The 16861-nt window shown below is 58.1% G+C and carries 15 protein-coding genes and 3 pseudogenes; 2 read left to right on the top strand and 16 right to left on the bottom strand.

The features are described from left to right. Positions 1–4 precede the first annotated feature (4 nt). The 13 genes and pseudogenes from pcaF to AC2A6O_RS25365 form a co-directional block, all read right to left on the bottom strand. On the bottom strand, positions 5–1210 hold the full coding sequence (pcaF, locus tag AC2A6O_RS25425) for a 3-oxoadipyl-CoA thiolase (RefSeq protein WP_498931277.1): 1206 nt from the start codon (positions 1208–1210) through the stop codon (positions 5–7). A gap of 120 nt (positions 1211–1330) precedes the next feature. Then, positions 1331–2197, bottom strand: a complete 867-nt coding sequence (locus AC2A6O_RS25420; RefSeq protein WP_498931276.1) for a PaaX family transcriptional regulator C-terminal domain-containing protein — start codon at positions 2195–2197, stop codon at positions 1331–1333. Positions 2198–2381: 184 nt separating this feature from the next. Next, a pseudogene (locus tag AC2A6O_RS25415) lies at positions 2382–3007 on the bottom strand (IS6 family transposase); the annotation flags it as partial. Position 3008: 1 nt separating this feature from the next. Then, the gene (locus tag AC2A6O_RS25410; RefSeq protein WP_498931274.1) at positions 3009–3785 is read right to left on the bottom strand and encodes an imm11 family protein; all 777 of its coding nucleotides are present in this window, start codon (positions 3783–3785) and stop codon (positions 3009–3011) included. Next, positions 3769–4521, bottom strand: a pseudogene (locus tag AC2A6O_RS25405) (IS6 family transposase). The gene AC2A6O_RS25410 and the pseudogene AC2A6O_RS25405 overlap by 17 nt, the downstream one beginning before the upstream one ends. Before the next feature lie 25 nt (positions 4522–4546). Continuing rightward, positions 4547–5248, bottom strand: a complete 702-nt coding sequence (rpe, locus tag AC2A6O_RS25400) for a ribulose-phosphate 3-epimerase (RefSeq protein ID WP_498931272.1) — start codon at positions 5246–5248, stop codon at positions 4547–4549. A gap of 35 nt (positions 5249–5283) precedes the next feature. After that, the gene (gene cbbX, locus AC2A6O_RS25395; RefSeq protein ID WP_498931270.1) at positions 5284–6231 is read right to left on the bottom strand and encodes a CbbX protein; all 948 of its coding nucleotides are present in this window, start codon (positions 6229–6231) and stop codon (positions 5284–5286) included. 71 nt (positions 6232–6302) lie between these two features. Next, complete coding sequence (locus AC2A6O_RS25390) at positions 6303–6692, bottom strand: ribulose bisphosphate carboxylase small subunit (protein WP_498931268.1); 390 nt, start codon at positions 6690–6692, stop codon at positions 6303–6305. 12 nt (positions 6693–6704) lie between these two features. Then, positions 6705–8171 (bottom strand): form I ribulose bisphosphate carboxylase large subunit, encoded by a 1467-nt coding sequence (locus AC2A6O_RS25385; protein WP_498931266.1) that lies wholly within the window; start codon positions 8169–8171, stop codon positions 6705–6707. Positions 8172–8194: 23 nt separating this feature from the next. Then, positions 8195–9274: a class II fructose-bisphosphate aldolase gene (gene fba / locus AC2A6O_RS25380; RefSeq protein WP_498931264.1), complete on the bottom strand. Its 1080-nt coding sequence runs from the start codon at positions 9272–9274 to the stop codon at positions 8195–8197. 16 nt (positions 9275–9290) lie between these two features. Continuing rightward, positions 9291–11279 carry a transketolase gene (gene tkt, locus AC2A6O_RS25375; protein WP_498931262.1) on the bottom strand — a complete coding sequence of 663 codons (1989 nt, stop codon included), beginning with the start codon at positions 11277–11279 and terminating at the stop codon, positions 9291–9293. Positions 11280–11290: 11 nt separating this feature from the next. Next, a complete protein-coding gene (locus AC2A6O_RS25370; RefSeq protein WP_148582515.1) occupies positions 11291–12163 on the bottom strand; it encodes a phosphoribulokinase in 873 nt (290 codons plus the stop codon). A gap of 43 nt (positions 12164–12206) precedes the next feature. Further along, positions 12207–13214, bottom strand: coding sequence for a class 1 fructose-bisphosphatase (locus tag AC2A6O_RS25365; protein WP_498931260.1), 1008 nt, complete (start codon positions 13212–13214; stop codon positions 12207–12209). A 93-nt stretch (positions 13215–13307) separates the two neighbouring features. On the opposite strand from AC2A6O_RS25365, the gene AC2A6O_RS25360 reads away from it, so the two are divergent. Next, positions 13308–14261, top strand: coding sequence for a LysR family transcriptional regulator (locus tag AC2A6O_RS25360; protein ID WP_498931258.1), 954 nt, complete (start codon positions 13308–13310; stop codon positions 14259–14261). A 21-nt stretch (positions 14262–14282) separates the two neighbouring features. Continuing rightward, positions 14283–14420 (top strand): annotated as a pseudogene (locus tag AC2A6O_RS25355) (IS6 family transposase); the annotation flags it as partial. A 143-nt stretch (positions 14421–14563) separates the two neighbouring features. On the opposite strand, the gene AC2A6O_RS25350 reads toward AC2A6O_RS25355, so the two are convergent. From AC2A6O_RS25350 to AC2A6O_RS25340, 3 genes are all read right to left on the bottom strand, one after another. Next, positions 14564–14923: a hypothetical protein gene (locus AC2A6O_RS25350; RefSeq protein WP_498931256.1), complete on the bottom strand. Its 360-nt coding sequence runs from the start codon at positions 14921–14923 to the stop codon at positions 14564–14566. Next, the gene (locus AC2A6O_RS25345) at positions 14920–15717 is read right to left on the bottom strand and encodes a hypothetical protein (protein ID WP_498931254.1); all 798 of its coding nucleotides are present in this window, start codon (positions 15715–15717) and stop codon (positions 14920–14922) included. The genes AC2A6O_RS25350 and AC2A6O_RS25345 overlap by 4 nt, the downstream gene beginning before the upstream one ends. A 623-nt stretch (positions 15718–16340) precedes the next feature. Further along, a partial coding sequence (locus tag AC2A6O_RS25340; protein WP_498931252.1) for an IS6 family transposase occupies positions 16341–16861 on the bottom strand: 521 nt, incomplete at its 5' end.

Here is a 16861-nt window from a genome sequence, read left to right as displayed (position 1 = left end):
AGAATTAAGTGCGTTCGAGGATCATCGCGATCCCCTGCCCCACGCCCACGCACATGGTGCACAGGGCATAGCGGCCATTCGTGCGATGCAGTTGCCGGGCGGCGGTCAGCACAAGCCGCGCCCCCGACATGCCTAGTGGATGGCCCATCGCTATGGCCCCGCCGTTCATATTCACATGGGCCGCATCATCGGGCAGGCCCAGCTCGCGCATCACGGCCAGACCCTGAGCGGCAAAGGCCTCGTTCAACTCTATCACGTCCATCTGGTCGAGCGTCAGACCAGCCAGTCCCAGCACCTTGAGCGTCGCGGGCAGCGGCCCCATGCCCATCACGCGCGGGGGCACCCCCGCCGCCGCCATGGCGACGATACGCGCCTGCGGGGTTAGCCCGTTCTTCTGCGCCGCGGCCTCGGAGGCGATGATCGCCGCAGCCGCCCCGTCGTTCACGCCAGAGGCGTTGCCAGCCGTCACGCTCAGATCCGGTCCGTTCACGCCGCGGAGCCGCGCGAGATCCTCAACCGTTGTGCCGGGGCGCGGATGTTCGTCGGTATCGACGACTTTTGGATCGCCCTTGCGCTGCGGGATTGTAACAGAGACGATCTCTTCGGCGAAGATACCTGCGGCCTGCGCCGCTTCCCACCGCGCCTGGGACCGTGCGGCAAAGGCGTCCTGATCGGCGCGGCAGATGCCGTAGTCGGCGGCCACGTTGTCGGCGGTTTCAGGCATCGAATGTGTGCCGTGAGCCTTGTTCAGCTTGGGGTTCTTGAACCGCCAGCCGATGGTCGTGTCATACATCTCGGCGTTGCGCGAAAAGGCAGAGGTCGCCTTGGCCATCACGAAGGGCGCGCGGCTCATACTCTCGACACCACCCGCCAGGAGCAGGTCACCATCGCCCGCGCGGATCGTGCGCGCCGCAAGGCCGATGGCATCCATGCCCGACCCGCACAGCCGGTTGACCGTCGTGCCCGGTACTTCAATCGGCAGACCGGCCAGCAGCCCCGCCATCCGTGCGACGTTGCGGTTGTCCTCCCCCGCCTGGTTGGCGCAGCCATAAATGATGTCGTCCACGCTTTCCCAGTCGACAGACCCGTTGCGCGCGACTAGCGCGGCCAGCGGCACTGCGGCCAGATCGTCGGCGCGCACGCCGGACAAGGCCCCGCCGTAGCGTCCGATGGGTGTGCGGACAGCGTCGCAGATAAAGGCGTCAGCCATCAAGTTTCCTCCCTCAGAACTCTCCCGCCGAACCATAGGCCGACCGTTCGGTCAGACATATAGCACTCAAAACAGCACGTGTTAAGTGATTTATTCGATTTTACGTGATGCTTTGAGTGATCAGCCGTTTTCCGCCCACGCGGCGATCTCTTGATTCAGCTGGATCAGACGCCGCTCGCTCCCGGCGCTCTGCGTGGGCAAGGCCCCGTCATTGCTAAGAAAAACCTCTCCGACGTAGCGGTCCGCGGGCGCGGACAGGCCGACGTAGGCACGCACGAAAAGCTGACGCGCCCGGTCCGCAGGCCAGTCCGGCGGACAGGCGTCTTCTGGTAGCCTCGGGTCATTGAGCGCCGCGAGACGGTAATCGTGGACAAGGCGCAAGCGCAGATCCAGCGCGTCCTTTGACGGAAACGGGGTCTCCTCCGCCAGCCGAGACATCAGCCACCCATGGCGGTCCAGAAATCTGTCATAGGCCGCGGCGACCGCCTCAAGCCCCCATTTGTCCCACGCCAGAGCCCGCAAATCGCCGTATCCGCCCAAATGCCGGGCCGCCATCAGAACGCCGTCCATCCGCGCCACATCCGGGCGGTCCGGCGCAAGGGCAACGGTCGGCGAAAACCGGACCCAGCCGTCGGCAAGTTCTTGATCGAAAGAGGTGTCTGACAAACAAATCAACCAGCCCTTTGTCGCGGGCGTCGGTCGAAACAGGAGCTTTGCCGCTGCGTGAAACTCATCCCGAGCGGCCTCGGAGAGGCGGTAGTAGCTTTTCCGCCCGACCCGCACCCCTTCCAGACGCCCTGCCGCCACAAGCCGGGACATGGCGGTGCGCACAAGACTTTCGCTCAGACCGTGCGCGGCACAGCAGTCGATCAAGGTGCCCATCCAAAGCATGCCCCCGCGCGGCTCCACCACATCGCCGTAGATGGTCACGATGAAGGCGGGCGCGCGCGGCGCATCCGCGAGGACTGTCCCTGTATCCATTGTCATGCGCCCCAGTTCCCACATTATCGCTCTCGGTACCTGTCTGGTCCTCAAAGAGAGACGTCACATCAAAAGCATCACATATAACATCGTTAAATGGAATATGGTGTGCTTCAAATAGGGCCGACGCCCAATAGGCGTGTCGCAACTTTTGCGTTCGGGCAGGTTTCTGCCATTTTGGGAACGACTTTCAGGCTTCATTCCCTTTTTCAATTCCGAAGAGCACCGCAAGCAGATCGTTCTGTTCGCGGACGCTCCACTAGCCGGTCAAGCCGAAGCCCTTTTTGAGCCATAGCATGGCTTCAAAACCGGCAATGGAATTTCTGGCTGAGTTAAACGAGCGGAACCCGCCTACTTTCGGCATATTTTCTTCAGCCAGAAATGGCCGCTCTCAATGCCTTGTTGCAGATACTTGGTCACATAGTGCACCGGATCCGAAGCAAGCAGGCCGCCGTCAACTGAACCTTGGATGGCCGGAGAAAATATGCTGGCACCATCTGTGCCGATTTTGCCCGGTGACAGCAGCGGGGCATCCTGCAACATTTTTCGAAAGAACCGCTTGGCCGCATTCAGATTGCGCGTTGCCGTGAGCAAGAAATCGACCGGATTTCCATGTTTGTCGATGACCCGATACAGATAGCGCCATTGGCCCTTGACGCGCACATAGGTCTCATCGATGAGAACCGAGCCACAATGCGGTTTGCGGAAACGCCGCAACCGTTTCTCCATCAGAGGAGCATAGGTCAGAACCCACCGGTTGATAGTGCTGTGATCGACTTTGAAGCCGCGTTCCAGGAACATTTCCTCCAAGTCCCGACTAACTTAACTCCACCGTACCGGTTAGAATGTTGCATTTCTTAAAACGAAAAAACTTTTCGAGGTCGGCCTGCCGCAAAGCAGTGGCCAATCGGGCACTGACAAAAAACACATTTTTTAATCTTGGATCGATCCAAAGGTCTGCACCTGCCGCGGCCTCTGCACTTACGGTGATGTCGTCATCATTTAGCTCCATGGGTGGCTTCCAATGCGGACCGTTAGTCGTGTTCAAACACCTTGTCCGCGGAGAGTTTTCCGGGAGAAACCAAAGTTTTGCATTCCCGAAATTTAGGCAATAGTAGGAGCCGTCGACCGGAGTTTTACGGTCATGCTGAAATAGCTTTATTGGATACAGCGCGCCGCCCCCAAGATCGAGATCTTGCAGAATTTTCGCTAAACGAGCAGACACAACGAAAAAACTTCCAAAATAGATAAGATCTTCCTGTTTCGGCAGGAATTTTTCTGCATACCTTCCGTAAGCCTCTTTGGGAAACCAGTCTGCGGACAAGGCTTCACCTTTTACATTTCTTTCCCCAGACTCGATCGCTTTGTTCAGATCCGAAAGCGATAAATCGGCTTCGAAAAACTTTATTCGAGTTGGATCGACCCCTGCCTTACTCGCCCAAATATCAACACTCATCCTGATTTCCTTCTCCGATTTGCTACTTCGGTTCGCCAGGTTCAAAACATCTGCATTGATTAGAACGAACTGAGCTGTCACATTGTTTAAAGTATAGACTCGGGAAGTTGCGTCGTTTTTTTCAGACGTGTCGTTCACTCACGGTTTTCCACTCGGCAATGGCCCGAAGTCGATGATCTCGAATTTGTGCTGCAGAGTGGACGGCGTGTGATGGAACGAAGTGGTTCCGCACAGAAAAAATATCGACACGAAGTGCCGCAGTGACCTTATCGACCGAAAGCCCTGGCGCGTTCTTTCCCGTTTTCGAAACGGAAGATGTGGATTCTCTCGGCCCGATTATTCAAACCTTTGTGTGAGCGGTGTTCGACGGTGGGCATGACCTGGCGTTTGGCCGGACCATAGGAGCCAGCTTGTCGGTGATCATGCGCTTTGGTGGCAGGCCCTGCTTCTTTAAAAGTCGCATCAGCAGGTGCTTGGCCGCCTTGGTGGTACGGCGCGTCTGAACGATCTCATCGAGAACATAGTCGTCCTGATCAACCGCACGCCACAGCCAGCATTTCCGGCCATGAATGCGCACCACGACTTTGTCGAGGTGCCAGATATCAGCTTTTCCCGGTGCTTTGCGGCGCAGACGACGCGCATACTCGGTACCATGCTTGCGGCACCATCGACGGATGGTCTCATAAGAAACGACGACGCCCCGTTCGAACAACATTTCTTCGACAGCGCGCAGGCTCAGATTGAAACGGAAATAGTGCCAAACAGCACGTGAGACAATTTCAATCGGATAGCGAATGGTTTTTGTAAGTCGGCGCAGTTCTGGCCATACACCCGCAGCTACACAGAAATTGTTGCCATAGGAATAAGGTGACAGCACCGTTCGGAATGTCCCGGCTCGGTCATGCCGCCTTTGTGCTTGCCTCTGCCGCCGCTTCGCGAAGGGTGCGGATATTGTCGCCGTAAACGGAAGGAACCCGTACGGAGCCGCCCCGGAACACGGCGGAACCCGCGACCAACACACTCGCCCCGGCATCCGACACGAGAGGCGCGGTTGTCGGGTCGATGCCTCCGTCGACCTCGATCAGGATCGGCCGGTCACCGATGAGTGCCTTCAGTCGGCGGATCTGGTCAACCTGCGTTTCAATGAATTTCTGGCCGCCGAAACCGGGGTTCACTGTCATGACCAAGATCAGGTCACAAAGGTCCAGGAGGGGAGTCGCCGCCTCTACCGGTGTTCCAGGATTGAGGGCGAGCCCGGCCTTTTTCCCCGTCGCACGGATGGCCTGGAGCGTCCGGTGGGGGTGGGGGCCGGCTTCCAGATGCGCGGTGATGATGTCCGCCCCCGCCTCCGCGAAAGACTCGATATAGGGGTCGGCAGGCGCGATCATCAGGTGGACGTCCATCACCGTTGTTATGTGGGGCCGGATCGCCTTGCAGAGTTGCGGGCCGAAGGTCAGGTTCGGCACGAAATGACCGTCCATCACGTCGACATGTACCCAATCGCAGCCCTGTTGCTCGATTGCCCGGATTTCGGCGCCGAAATCAGCGAAGTCGGCGGAAAGGATCGAGGGGGCGATCCTGACGGAAGGTTCGAAGGTCATCGGTCTGTCCTCAGAGGTTTGCTTGAGTGGTCCGGCTACTCCGCCGCTTGCGGCCGGGCGGCAAGGTCGGTATCGAGGCCGCCCCTGAAGACACGGCTCGCCCGAATGTCCGGTTCACAGATCATCGACAGGGCATCGGCATCCAGCGGGCCTTTGGCTTCACTGAAGAGACGGTTGGCCTGGCGCAGGCGCGCCCGGTCGAGGGCATTGCGCACCGAGCGGGCATTGGCGAAGTGCGGCTGCTGCCGGCGGAGGCCGATATAGTCGGCCAAAGCCCGCTCGGCAGCGTCATCGAGAAAATAGTTCTGCGCCGCCAGCATGGACCTGGCGATGCGCAACAATTCCTCCTCTGCGTAGTCCGGAAAATCGATGTGATGGGCGATGCGGGAACGGAAACCGGGATTCGCTGAAAAGAACTGGTCCATCTTGTTGGCGTAGCCAGCCATGATGACGACCAGGTCGTCGCGGTTGTTCTCCATCACCTGCAACAGGATCTCGATTGCTTCCTGGCCGTAGTCGCGCTCGTTGTCGGGCTTGTAAAGGTAATAGGCCTCGTCGATGAAGAGGACGCCACCCATGGCCTTCTTCAGCACCTCCTTGGTCTTGGGCGCCGTATGGCCGATGTACTGACCGACCAGATCGTCGCGAGTCACGGATACGAGATGGCCCTTTCGCACATAGCCGAGGCGATGCAACAGGCCTGCCATCATCAGCGCGACCGTGGTCTTGCCTGTACCCGGATTGCCGGTGAAGGACATGTGCAAGGTAGGGGTCTCCTGGGTAAGTCCCATTTCGCGCCGGGCACGGTCGACCAGGAGCAAAGCCGCAGTCTCGCGGATGCGCTGCTTGACCGGGGCAAGGCCGATCAGGTGCTCGTCCAGTTCCCTGAGGACGTCGGCAACCCCGGACGATTCATACTCGGTGGCCAGATCGATCGTGGTCGGCGGAGCTTTTTCAGTTGCATCGATCATCTCGGTGGTCATTGCGCACGCTCCTGCATTTGCGGAAGAGCCGCACGCTGTCCTGCAGCGTGCGAAGGTGGGCTGGTCGAGGTTCAGTAACGCACGTCCCAGCTGTATTTCTGGGCGCGGTCGATGAAGTCGATGCGCTGCATATGGATTTTCGGCTCTGCGGCCGGACGGTTGACGATGAAGGACATCTTGACCGACTCTATGCCGCGCACGTCGTCGAAGGCATTGATGCGAATATAGGCGTCCGGATGAGCCTTGCGGCATTCTTCCAGTTCCATCATCACGCCCTTGGCGTCCCGCAGGTCGAACATGGGGTTGCCCCACATATCCCAATAGGTGTTGCGAGGATGCGGGTCGTTGGTGAACTCCACACCGATCGCCCAATCTTGCTGCAGGCAGTATTCGATCTGGGCACCGATCTGGGCATCGGTCAGATCGGGCAGAAACGAAAAACATCCTTGAGTGATGCGCATGAGTCGTTCTCCTCACATTGCAACCGAGGCGGTCGGGACGAAGTCCGACGTGTCGGTCGAGGTGTAGTTGAAGGTGATGTTGCCCCAGGTATCGAGGGCCGCTTCCAGCGGTTTGCACCATCTGGCGGCCTCACGCAGGATCTGCGGACCCTCGTTCCTGATGTCTCGGCCTTCGTTGCGCGCGAGCACCATGGCCTCCAGCGCCACACGGTTGGCGGTCGCTCCCGCCTGGATGCCCATCGGGTGACCGATAGTGCCCCCGCCGAACTGCAGCACGACATCGTCGCCGAAAAGATCCAGCAACTGGTGCATCTGGCCGGCATGGATGCCGCCCGAAGCAACGGGCATGACCTTTTTCAGATCGGCCCAGTCCTGCTCGAAGAAGTTGCCACGCGGCAGATCGACCTCATTGTACGTTTCTCGGCAGACATTGTAGTAGCCCTGGACGGTCAGCGGGTCTCCCTCGAGCTTGCCGACAGCGGTGCCGCAATGCAGATGATCGACGCCTGCAAGACGCAGCCATTTGGCGATGACGCGGAATGAGATGCCGTGGTTCTTCTGCCGCGTATAGGTGCCATGGCCTGCGCGGTGCATGTGCAGGATCATGTTGTTGTCGCGGCACCAGTTGCTGATGGATTGAATCGCGGTCCAGCCGACGATCAGGTCCACCATGACGACCACGGAGCCGAGTTCCTTGGCGAATTCGGCGCGCCTGTACATTTCCTCCATCGTCCCGGCGGTAATATTGAGATAGTGCCCCTTGATCTCACCGGTCTCGGCGCTCGCCTTGTTGACGGCCTCCATGCAGTAAAGGAAGCGGTCGCGCCAATGCATGAAGGGCTGGGAGTTGATGTTCTCGTCGTCCTTCATGAAGTCGAGACCGCCCTTGAGGCCTTCGTAGACAACACGGCCGTAGTTCTTGCCCGAAAGGCCGAGTTTCGGTTTGGTGGTTGCACCCAGGAGCGGCTTGCCAAACTTGTCGAGGCGCTCGCGCTCGACGATCAGACCGGTCGGTGGTCCGGCAAAGGTTTTGACATAGGCAACCGGCAGGCGCATGTCCTCGAGGCGCGCGGCCCTGAGAGGCTTGAACGAGAACACGTTTCCGATGATTGAAGCGGTGAGGTTCGCGATCGAACCTTCCTCGAACAGGATCAGGTCATAGGCGACGTAGGCAAAATACTGTCCTTCCTGGTTCGGCACCGGCTCGACCCGGTAAGCCTTGGCGCGGTAGCTGTCGCAGGCAGTCAGCCGATCGGTCCAGACGACTGTCCAGGTTGCCGTGGAGCTTTCGCCGGCAACCGCGGCAGCGGCCTCGATCGGATCGACGCCATCCTGTGGCGTGATACGGAAGAGGGCCAGAATGTCGGTGTCTTTGGGTACATAGTCGCCGTCCCAATAGCCCATCTGGGCATATTTCAGGACACCGGCCTTGTAGCGTTCCTTGCCCTTGATTTCCTTGGGCGTGCTGATCTGGTTCATGGTCCGTCTCCTTGGTTGGCGGGTTATGCGGCCCGGGAAGTCACGGTCTGCGGGTCGAGAGACCCCGACCTGTAGCGCTCGGCCATGTCGTCGAGCGACACCGGCCTGATCCTGCAAGCCTGTCCGGCGGTGCCGAACCGTTCGAACCGGTCGCGGCAGAGGGTTTCAAGTTCGGTCATCGCTGGGATCATGAATTTGCGCGGGTCGAATTCGGCCGGCTTCTCCCTCGCGACCCTGCGGAACTGACCCGTCATTGCCATGCGGCAATCGGTGTCGATGTTGACCTTGCGCACGCCCATCCTGATGCCACGCTCGATCTCTTCCACCGGCACACCATAGGTCTGGGGCATATCGCCACCATTTTCGTTGATGAGATCCTGCAGATATTGCGGAACCGAACTCGAGCCGTGCATGACGAGATGAGTCGAGGGCAGTTTCCGGTGGATTGCCTCGATGGTCTTCATCGACAGGATCTCGCCATCGGGCTTGCGGCTGAACTTGTAGGCCCCGTGGCTTGTACCGCAGGCGATGGCGAGCGCATCGCATCTGGTCGCCTGGACAAAATCTGCCGCCTGGTCCGGATCCGTCAGGAGCTGGTGGTGGTCGAGCTTGCCCGAAGCGCCCGAGCCGTCCTCCTCGCCGGCCTTGCCGGTTTCCAGGGAGCCCAGGACGCCGAGTTCGCCTTCCACCGATGCACCGACCGAATGGGCGGCGCGTGTCACCTTGCGGGTGATCTCAGCATTGTAATCGTAGCTTGCCGGTGTCTTCATGTCCTCTTCCAGCGAGCCGTCCATCATCACCGAAGTGAAACCGTGGCGTATCGCCGAAAGGCACGTGGCTTCGTTGTTGCCGTGGTCCTGATGCATGACAATCGGAATGCCTGGATGCATCTCGGCGAGCGCGGCAACCATGTTGCGCAGCATGATGTCGCCGGCATAGGAGCGCGCCCCTCGGCTTGCCTGCAGGATGACTGGCGCATCGCAGCTTGAAGCCGCGCGCAGGATCGCCAGTCCCTGTTCCATGTTGTTGATGTTGAACGCCGGAACGCCGTAGCCGTGCTCGGCGGCGTGGTCCAGGAGCTGCCGGAGAGTGATGAGCGCCATGGAGATCTCCTCGAGTTTACAGAAGTGCTTTTGCAGCGGTGGCGACGGCGACCGGGGTGATGCCGAAATGTTCGTAGAGGTCGGAAGCCGGGGCCGACGCGCCGAAGCCGGTCATGCCGACAAATGCGCCGCCGGAACCGATCAGGACGTCCCAGCCCTGACGGACAGCCGCTTCCACACCCACGCGTGGCGCTGTGCCGAGCACTGCGTCGCGATACGCCTGATCCTGACAGGCAAAAAGTTCGAAAGAGGGGGCAGAGACAACGGCGGCCTTGATGCCGTTGATCGCCAGAAGGTCTGCGGCAGCAAGCGCGATCTCGACCTCTGACCCGGTGGCGATCAGCGTCAAATGACGGGCACCGCACGGTTCCTTCAGCAAATAGGCACCGCGGCGGGTCCTGTTCTCGCACGTATGATCCTTGCGGACCGTCGGCAGCCCCTGCCGGGACAGGCACAGCACCGTCGGCGTTTTCTTCGCGGTCGCGGCAATTTCCCAGGCTTCGGCGGTCTCCACGGCGTCGGCCGGACGGATAACGGTCAGGTTCGGCATGGCTCTCAAAGAGGCAAGCGTCTCGACCGGCTGATGGGTCGGGCCGTCCTCACCAAGGCCGATGCTGTCATGGGTCATGACATAGGTCACCGGCACGCCCATCAGGGCCGACAGGCGGATTGACGGTCGGCAATAATCGGCAAAAGCCAAGAACGTGCCGCCATAGGCGCGGAACCCGCCGTGAAGCGTGATGCCGTTCATGGCCGCTGCCATGCCGTGTTCACGAATGCCGTAGTGGAGATAGTTGCCGCCGAAATTTGTCCGGGAGACTGCTCGCATGCCACTCGTCCGGGTATTGTTCGACCCGGTCAGGTCGGCCGAGCCACCGATCGTGTTCGCCAGCACGGAATTGACCACTTCAAGGGCGAGTTCCGAAGCCTTGCGCGTTGCGATCTTCGGCGCGTCCACGCTGAGCTGCCGCTTGTGATCGCTGATCGCCTTACCGAGGGTATCTGCGTCCGGTTCGGCGAAACTTGCGTCGAACTCCGCACCCCGGGGGTGTGCTGCCTTTCGTCGTTTCCAGGTCTCGTTCGCAATGCGACCGCGCCGCGAGACAGCCGCCCAGGCATCTCGAACCGGTTGCGGAACCTCGAAAGCAGCATGCGGCCAATCCAGCGCTTTTCGGGTCGCAGCGATCTCCTCGTCTCCGAGGGGCTCGCCATGGACCTTGTGGCTGCCCGCCTTGTTGGGTGCGCCCTTGCCGATGACCGTGTTGCAGGCGATCAGCGACGGCTTGCCTGTTTCTTCACAAGCATTGGCTATGGCATCGGCAATCGCATCCATGTCATGGCCGTCAATAGCCTGCACCTGCCAGCCGGCGGCATCGAACCGTTTCATTTGATCCATCGATGTCGACAGGTCCGTGGCGCCGTCGATGGTGATCCGGTTGTCGTCCCAGAAGACGATCAGGCGTCCGAGGCCGAGGTGGCCGGCGAGGTCGATCGCCTCGTGGCAGATGCCTTCCATGAGGCAGCCGTCACCGGCAAGAACATAGGTGTAGTGGTTGACAAGATCGTTGTCGAAACGGGCATTCAGCATGCGTTCTGCCAACGCCATGCCCACTGCGGTGGCGATGCCCTGGCCGAGCGGTCCCGTGGTCGTCTCGATGCCCTTGGCATGGCCATGCTCGGGATGACCCGCCGTGCGTGCGCCGAGTTGGCGGAAGCGGCGGAGCTGCTCCGCGTCCATGTCGTCATAGCCGAGCAGGTGGTGGATTGCGTAGAGCAGCATCGAAGCGTGACCCGCGCTCAGCACGAAGCGGTCACGGTCTGGCCAGTCGGGATCTGACGGATCGATCTTGATGAAGCGGTTGAAGAGCACCGTAGCGACATCTGCAAGGCCCATCGGCGCGCCGGGATGCCCGGACTTTGCCGCCTGGACCGCATCCATCGCAAGGGCGCGAATGGCGTTGGCCATCGCGGTTTCCGTTGCTTGCATGGTGACCTGAATGTTCATTGGGCTCTCCTTTAGGCGCGTCTGGATTCGTTGACGAGGCGAAGGATCATCGGGGTGAAGATCAGCTGCATCGCCAGATCCATCTTGCCGCCGGGAATGACGATGGAATTGGCGCGGGTCATCCAGCTGTCGTGGATCATGGTCCGCAGATAGGCGAAATCGATGCCGCGCGGGTTCTTGAAGCGGATGACCACGAGGCTCTCGTCCGCGGTCGGAATCCAGCGCGCGATAAATGGGTTTGACGTGTCCACCACCGGAACCCGCTGGAAATTGATGTCGGTTTCGGTGAATTGCGGGCAGATACAGTGCACATAGGCATGCATGCGCCGAAGGATCGTGTCCGTCACGGCCTCGGTCGAATAGCCCCGCCGGGCCTTGTCGCGGTGGATCTTCTGGATCCACTCCAGATTGATCACCGGGACGACGCCGATCTTCAGATCCGCGAGCGCCGACAGGTTGACGCTGTCATTTACGACGGCGCCATGGAGCCCTTCGTAGAACAGCAGGTCCGAGCCTTCCTCAAAAGGCGCCCAGCCGGTGAAGGTTCCAGGTTCAGCGCCATAACGTTCGGCTTCTTCCTCGTCATGGATATAATGGCGGGTTTCGCCCTGGCCGGTTTCAGCATAGGTGCGGAAGACCTCTGCAAGCTTTTCCAGTTCGTTTGCGTCATAGCTGAAATGGCTGAAGGTCTCGTCGCCGGCGCTCTTGCGGACATCAAGCTCCCGTTTCATCTCTGCCCGGTCGTAACGGTGAAAGGCATCCCCCTCAATCGAAACGGTGCTGATGCCCTCCCGGCGGAATATCTGATCGAAGGTGCTCTTGACCGTCGTAGTGCCCGAACCCGAGGAGCCGGTCACCGAGATAATCGGATGTTTCTTGGACATGATAATCCCTCAGATCCTTGTCGTGCCAACGCGGGCACAGGTCTCAGCCACGAAACAGGCCACGGGTGCCGAACAAGGCAGAGACTTCCTGGTCGGGCAGGTCGTGATAGGCGGTAACCCGGTCAACCTTGTCGGCCGATCCGAAAACAAACCCCGTACGCTGGTGTAGCGTTTGAGCGGTCTGGTCGAGCACGCGGTCGGTGCCGGTGGTCGCCTTGCCGCGGGCCTGTTCAACGAGGAAAGCAATAGGCGCACATTCATAGACGATCCTGAGACGCCCTTTTTCGTAGCCGGGCCGGCTGTCCGCCGGATACAGGAAGATGCCTCCCCGGCTCAGGATCCGGTGAGTTTCAGCCACCAGCGAGGCCACCCAGCGCATGTTGAAGTTTTTCGACCGGGGGCCTTCGTCACCTGCCAGGCAATCGTCGATATAGGCCCGTACCGGCCTGGACCAATGGCGGTAGTTCGACGCGTTGATGGCAAATTCCCTGGCGTTTTCGGGAATGACCAGGTGGTCATTGATCAGCTTGAACTGCAGATCGGTGGGGTCCAGCACATAGTGCAGCACGCCTGCGCCGAAGGTCAGGATAAGCGCGGTCTGCGGGCCATAGATGAAATACCCGGCCGCAATCTGTTCCCGGGCCGGCCGCAGGAAAGACGCTTCGCGATCCGCTTTGGCATCGAACACGGAAAATATGGTGCCGATAGATACGTTGACGTCAATGTTCGAGGAACCATCGAGCGGATCGATCGCGAGCGCCAGCCAGCCGTTCGGATCGATCTCCAGGACACTTTCCTGTTCCTCGGAAGCATACCAGCGCACGCCGCAACCGGTCACCGCGTCAGCGAACGCGAGATCGGCTTCGATATCGAGCGCTTTCTGCGAGTCGCCTCCGGTGTTCCGGCCGACTTCGGCTGCGAACGTCCCCTCCAGCGGTCCCCTTGCGATCTTTCGCGACAGCGTAATGGCCACGCGGCAGAGAGCGTCGACCAGGGTCTGGCATTCAGCCGGAAGATGGTCGCATTTTTCTGCTAGGCGATTGTCGATCATCAAGGCCTCCCGTCCTCGTGGATGGCCTTGATATTCAGGGTTTTGAAAATAAACTAAATTTAAAAATTCAGAACCTTGTTTTAGAATAATTAAATGACACGTCTTAACGCCATCACTTTCAAACAGTTGCGAGCTCTGAGCACCGTCGTCAGAACAGGCAGTATCAGTCATTCTGCTGACTTGCTGGGCCTGACGCCACCTGCCGTCCATACCCAACTCAAGGTGCTGGAAGAGAATTTCGGCTGCGCTCTTGTCAACCGCACCCGGGCCGGCAGTTTCGAGGCGACAACAGCGGGCCGGGCGTTGCTGGACGCGTATGAAACCTCATTGTCAGCCCTGAACAGGGCGATCGGCAGTATCGATGCAATGAAGAAGGGCCTGGCCGGACGCGTGGTCCTGGGAGTGGTCAGTACGTGCAAATATCTCGCACCATCAATCGTGGCCCAGCTGAAAAGGGACTATCCGGACATTGAAGTGGTGCTGCAAGTTGGCAACCGTGACCGAACCATTTCCGATCTCGATTCCGGCAAGATCGACATTGCGATCATGGGACGTCCACCGCGTCAACCCGAGGTAACCGCCTACAATATCGGCGACCATCCCCATGTGTTGATTGCCCATCCCGCCCACCCCCTGGCACAAGGCGGCACGGCCGAAAGTTCAGACATCGTCAACGAGAACTTCATCATGCGCGAGCCCGGTTCGGGGACCCGCATCCTGTCAATGCGTTTTCTGGACCAGCTGGGTGAAGGCCAGGCCTTCACTTTCACGGAAATGGAATCGAACGAGTCGATCAAGCAGGCCGTGATTGCCGGTCTCGGCATCGCCCTGATTTCCGCGCACACCGTGATCGAGGAACTGAAATCGAACCGTCTTGCTATTATCCGCGCCGAACTGCTGCCGATCGTACGGCACTGGTTTGTCCTGCACCGCGCCGACCTGACGCTGGATCCTGCAATGCAAAAGGTTCTGGACTATATCCGTAGCAACGGGGAAAACCTGCTGGCGGAAGAAGAGATCACCGGCCTCCTGTCAGCACCAATATAAGTCCGGGCGGACAGCGATGACATGCGGAATCGCGGTTCGAAAGTTGACTTCAAAGGCTGACAGTTCGAGGCTTGGCTGATCATCCAGGCAGTGTCCTGGTATTTGCGTTATCCGCTGAGCTATCGGGACTTGGAAGAAATGTTCCTGGAACTCCAATTTCTGGAGCGCCCTTTCAACAGCCAAATCTCAAGGCGTGATTAAAGCGAAAAACTTCGCGACAGGCCCCAAGTGCGAGGTTTATTGCTTCTTGTTCGGGAGTAGGAGTGAGAATGGACAGAAGTTCGGCCATTGAGCACACCAATTTAGTTTTGAAGCTTGTGAGGCCACTCTAGATTAAGAACCTGATCGATTAAGGCTTCCTTGTCCTCGCCCTCAAGGTCTTCGTCCGGATCGTTGATGATTTGTGATAGCCGAATACACTGCAGCGGATGTAAATTTTCATCAACAATGCGGCCGGTTAGCCGATCAATAAGTTCTTCATCATAGATATCGTGATCGTATAAATGCTGGACGAAGGAACGCAGCGATTCTTCGCTACTATTCAGATTGAAGAAGTTGGCTGCTGATTCAGCTTTATATTTATTTTCGATATACTGAATGACAGCTTCTTCATTGTTTTTTGCGCCCGTTTCAAAAAAAGACGATTTCACCTTTATTGTCATGAGAATTCGCTTTCCCGGAATTTATTCGACCAAAGGTTTTCGATTTTAAAGGCTTCCTTGTCGTCGATGTAGGGCTGCGACCATTTTGTCTCGCTTTCCTTCAACTCGGAATAGAGGATGACCATTCGCTCCAGAAGTGCGGGATCGCCGCCTTTCAAAAGATAAGAATCGGTGTGTTTCTTTACGATATGGGAGGTTCGCATCCAATTGAGACCAATAAAGGGAGCCGAAATCATTGCACCCGGGATAATATATATGTGGAACTTGGTCTTCTGCCATGTGTCGAAGAAGGTCTCGGGCGTTGAGGCAATGTCCTCTTTTATTTCCGAATAAGCGGGGTCATTTTTTTCGGTAAAGACGCCTTCCGCAAAATTCTTGATCACCATGAGATCCGGGCCATTGAAGTGCTCGGCAACAGCGTCGGATTTATGCGCCCAGGTACAAGCTCCAGCCCAAAAATGCCGATGAGCAAAGCCATGGAATTGGCAAGGGTTTCCATTTTCAAGCCAGTGCAGAACACGGTTTCGATCCGGTTGGGCAATATCGTAAACAGCACGTTTGCTGAAGTTGGCACCAATCTTCTCATGCCACTGGTGCCACCCCACCGCATTCTCATCATAATAGGCTTCTGGCACTTCTTTCGTGGCGGCAAAGCATGCTCGCTGAAAAGCCTTCGGGTCATCGAGTTTTAGAAAGATGTGCGGCAAAATCTTCTGAAAGCCGTCTAGGGACAAAACTAGAATCATAACCCCCAGATAGTTGGGCTGATAACGTTTGAGGAGTTCTTGGGTCATGGCACCGGCACGAGATTACGGGGCGGGGGGAAGAGAATACGGGAACCTTCTGAGACAATCAGATATCCTATTAGGGCGGCACCTGTGAGGCCGGTCTTTATCAAGTGACTATGTGGACACCCCGACGAGCATTACTCGATGCCTTCACGACAGACCCGCAGGCCGCCCTTGGCGACAGAACCGCAGAGGGATATTGGTGTCAGTCGGGAAGCGATCGGCAAATGGATGAACCGGTTTGACCGGCACTTCGTCCGCTCCTAGCACGGCATGGATCAGCTCCCTTTACCTAAATTTATAAACTGCGAACGCAGCAACGGAAACCGCAACCATCCCTGGAACGAAATTACCATATGGCACTGGCAAAATTTCGCGAAGCAGCGCAAAAATCAGAGCGGCAGCAAGAAAAAAGATCCCCTTAATAATGACCTTAAAATTTTTTCCCCTAAAACGTTCTTCATCATTCCTTCGCATCGCTAACCTCAAAAAGACCGCTATCCCTGCCTTCACAAGGGCACCTTCTAAATTGTCCGAACTGTCGGTTGATCAAGCGCCCCAGAAAATGCTCGCCCATCGGGCCTGTCGCAATTTTCGCAGACGGACGTATCCCGTTATGGGAGCGCTTTTCAGGCTTCGTTCCCTTTCTCGATTCCGAAGAGCACCGCAAGCAGATCGTTCTGCTCGCGGACGTTCCACTGACCGTCAAAGTCGAAGCCCTTCCTTAGCCACAGCATGGCTTCAAAACCGGCAATAGATTTTCTGGCTGAATTGAACGAACGGAACCCGCCGACTTTTGGCATGTTCTTCTTCATCCTGAAATGATCGCTCTCGATACCTTTTTGCAAATGCTTGGTCACATAGTGCACCGGATCAGAAGCAAGCAAACCGCCGTCAACCTCGTCCCCGATGTCCGCAGGAAACCTGCAGGCACCATCTGTGCCGATTTTGCTCGGTGAAAGCAGCGGGGCATCCTTCGATATTTTTCGAAAGAACCGCTTGGCCGCATTCAGATTGCGCTTTGCCGTGAGCAAGAAATCGACCGGATTTCCATGCTTGTCGATGGCCCGATACAGATAGTGCCATTGGCCCTTGACGCGCACATAGGTCTCATCGATGCGAACCGAGCCACAATGTGGTTTGCGGAAAC

Source organism: Labrenzia sp. ATLA3 (assembly GCF_057180185.1).
The sequence above is the reverse complement of the archived record's forward strand: the minus strand, read 5'-3'. Positions and strand labels throughout refer to the sequence as shown.

Excerpts from the sequence above, each read along its gene's own strand:
- AC2A6O_RS25370 (WP_148582515.1), bottom strand. The coding sequence starts at position 12,163 with ATGTCCAAGAAACATCCGATTATCTCGGTGACCGGCTCCTCGGGTTCG.
- AC2A6O_RS25360 (WP_498931258.1), top strand. The coding sequence starts at position 13,308 with ATGACACGTCTTAACGCCATCACTTTCAAACAGTTGCGAGCTCTGAGC.
- AC2A6O_RS25385 (WP_498931266.1), bottom strand. The coding sequence starts at position 8,171 with ATGAACCAGATCAGCACGCCCAAGGAAATCAAGGGCAAGGAACGCTAC.
- AC2A6O_RS25350 (WP_498931256.1), bottom strand. The coding sequence starts at position 14,923 with ATGACAATAAAGGTGAAATCGTCTTTTTTTGAAACGGGCGCAAAAAAC.
- rpe (WP_498931272.1), bottom strand. The coding sequence starts at position 5,248 with ATGACCTTCGAACCTTCCGTCAGGATCGCCCCCTCGATCCTTTCCGCC.
- fba (WP_498931264.1), bottom strand. The coding sequence starts at position 9,274 with ATGGCGCTCATCACTCTCCGGCAGCTCCTGGACCACGCCGCCGAGCAC.
- pcaF (WP_498931277.1), bottom strand. The coding sequence starts at position 1,210 with ATGGCTGACGCCTTTATCTGCGACGCTGTCCGCACACCCATCGGACGC.
- AC2A6O_RS25345 (WP_498931254.1), bottom strand. The coding sequence starts at position 15,717 with ATGACCCAAGAACTCCTCAAACGTTATCAGCCCAACTATCTGGGGGTT.
- tkt (WP_498931262.1), bottom strand. The coding sequence starts at position 11,279 with ATGAACATTCAGGTCACCATGCAAGCAACGGAAACCGCGATGGCCAAC.
- cbbX (WP_498931270.1), bottom strand. The coding sequence starts at position 6,231 with ATGACCACCGAGATGATCGATGCAACTGAAAAAGCTCCGCCGACCACG.
- AC2A6O_RS25390 (WP_498931268.1), bottom strand. The coding sequence starts at position 6,692 with ATGCGCATCACTCAAGGATGTTTTTCGTTTCTGCCCGATCTGACCGAT.
- AC2A6O_RS25365 (WP_498931260.1), bottom strand. The coding sequence starts at position 13,214 with ATGATCGACAATCGCCTAGCAGAAAAATGCGACCATCTTCCGGCTGAA.
- AC2A6O_RS25420 (WP_498931276.1), bottom strand. The coding sequence starts at position 2,197 with ATGACAATGGATACAGGGACAGTCCTCGCGGATGCGCCGCGCGCGCCC.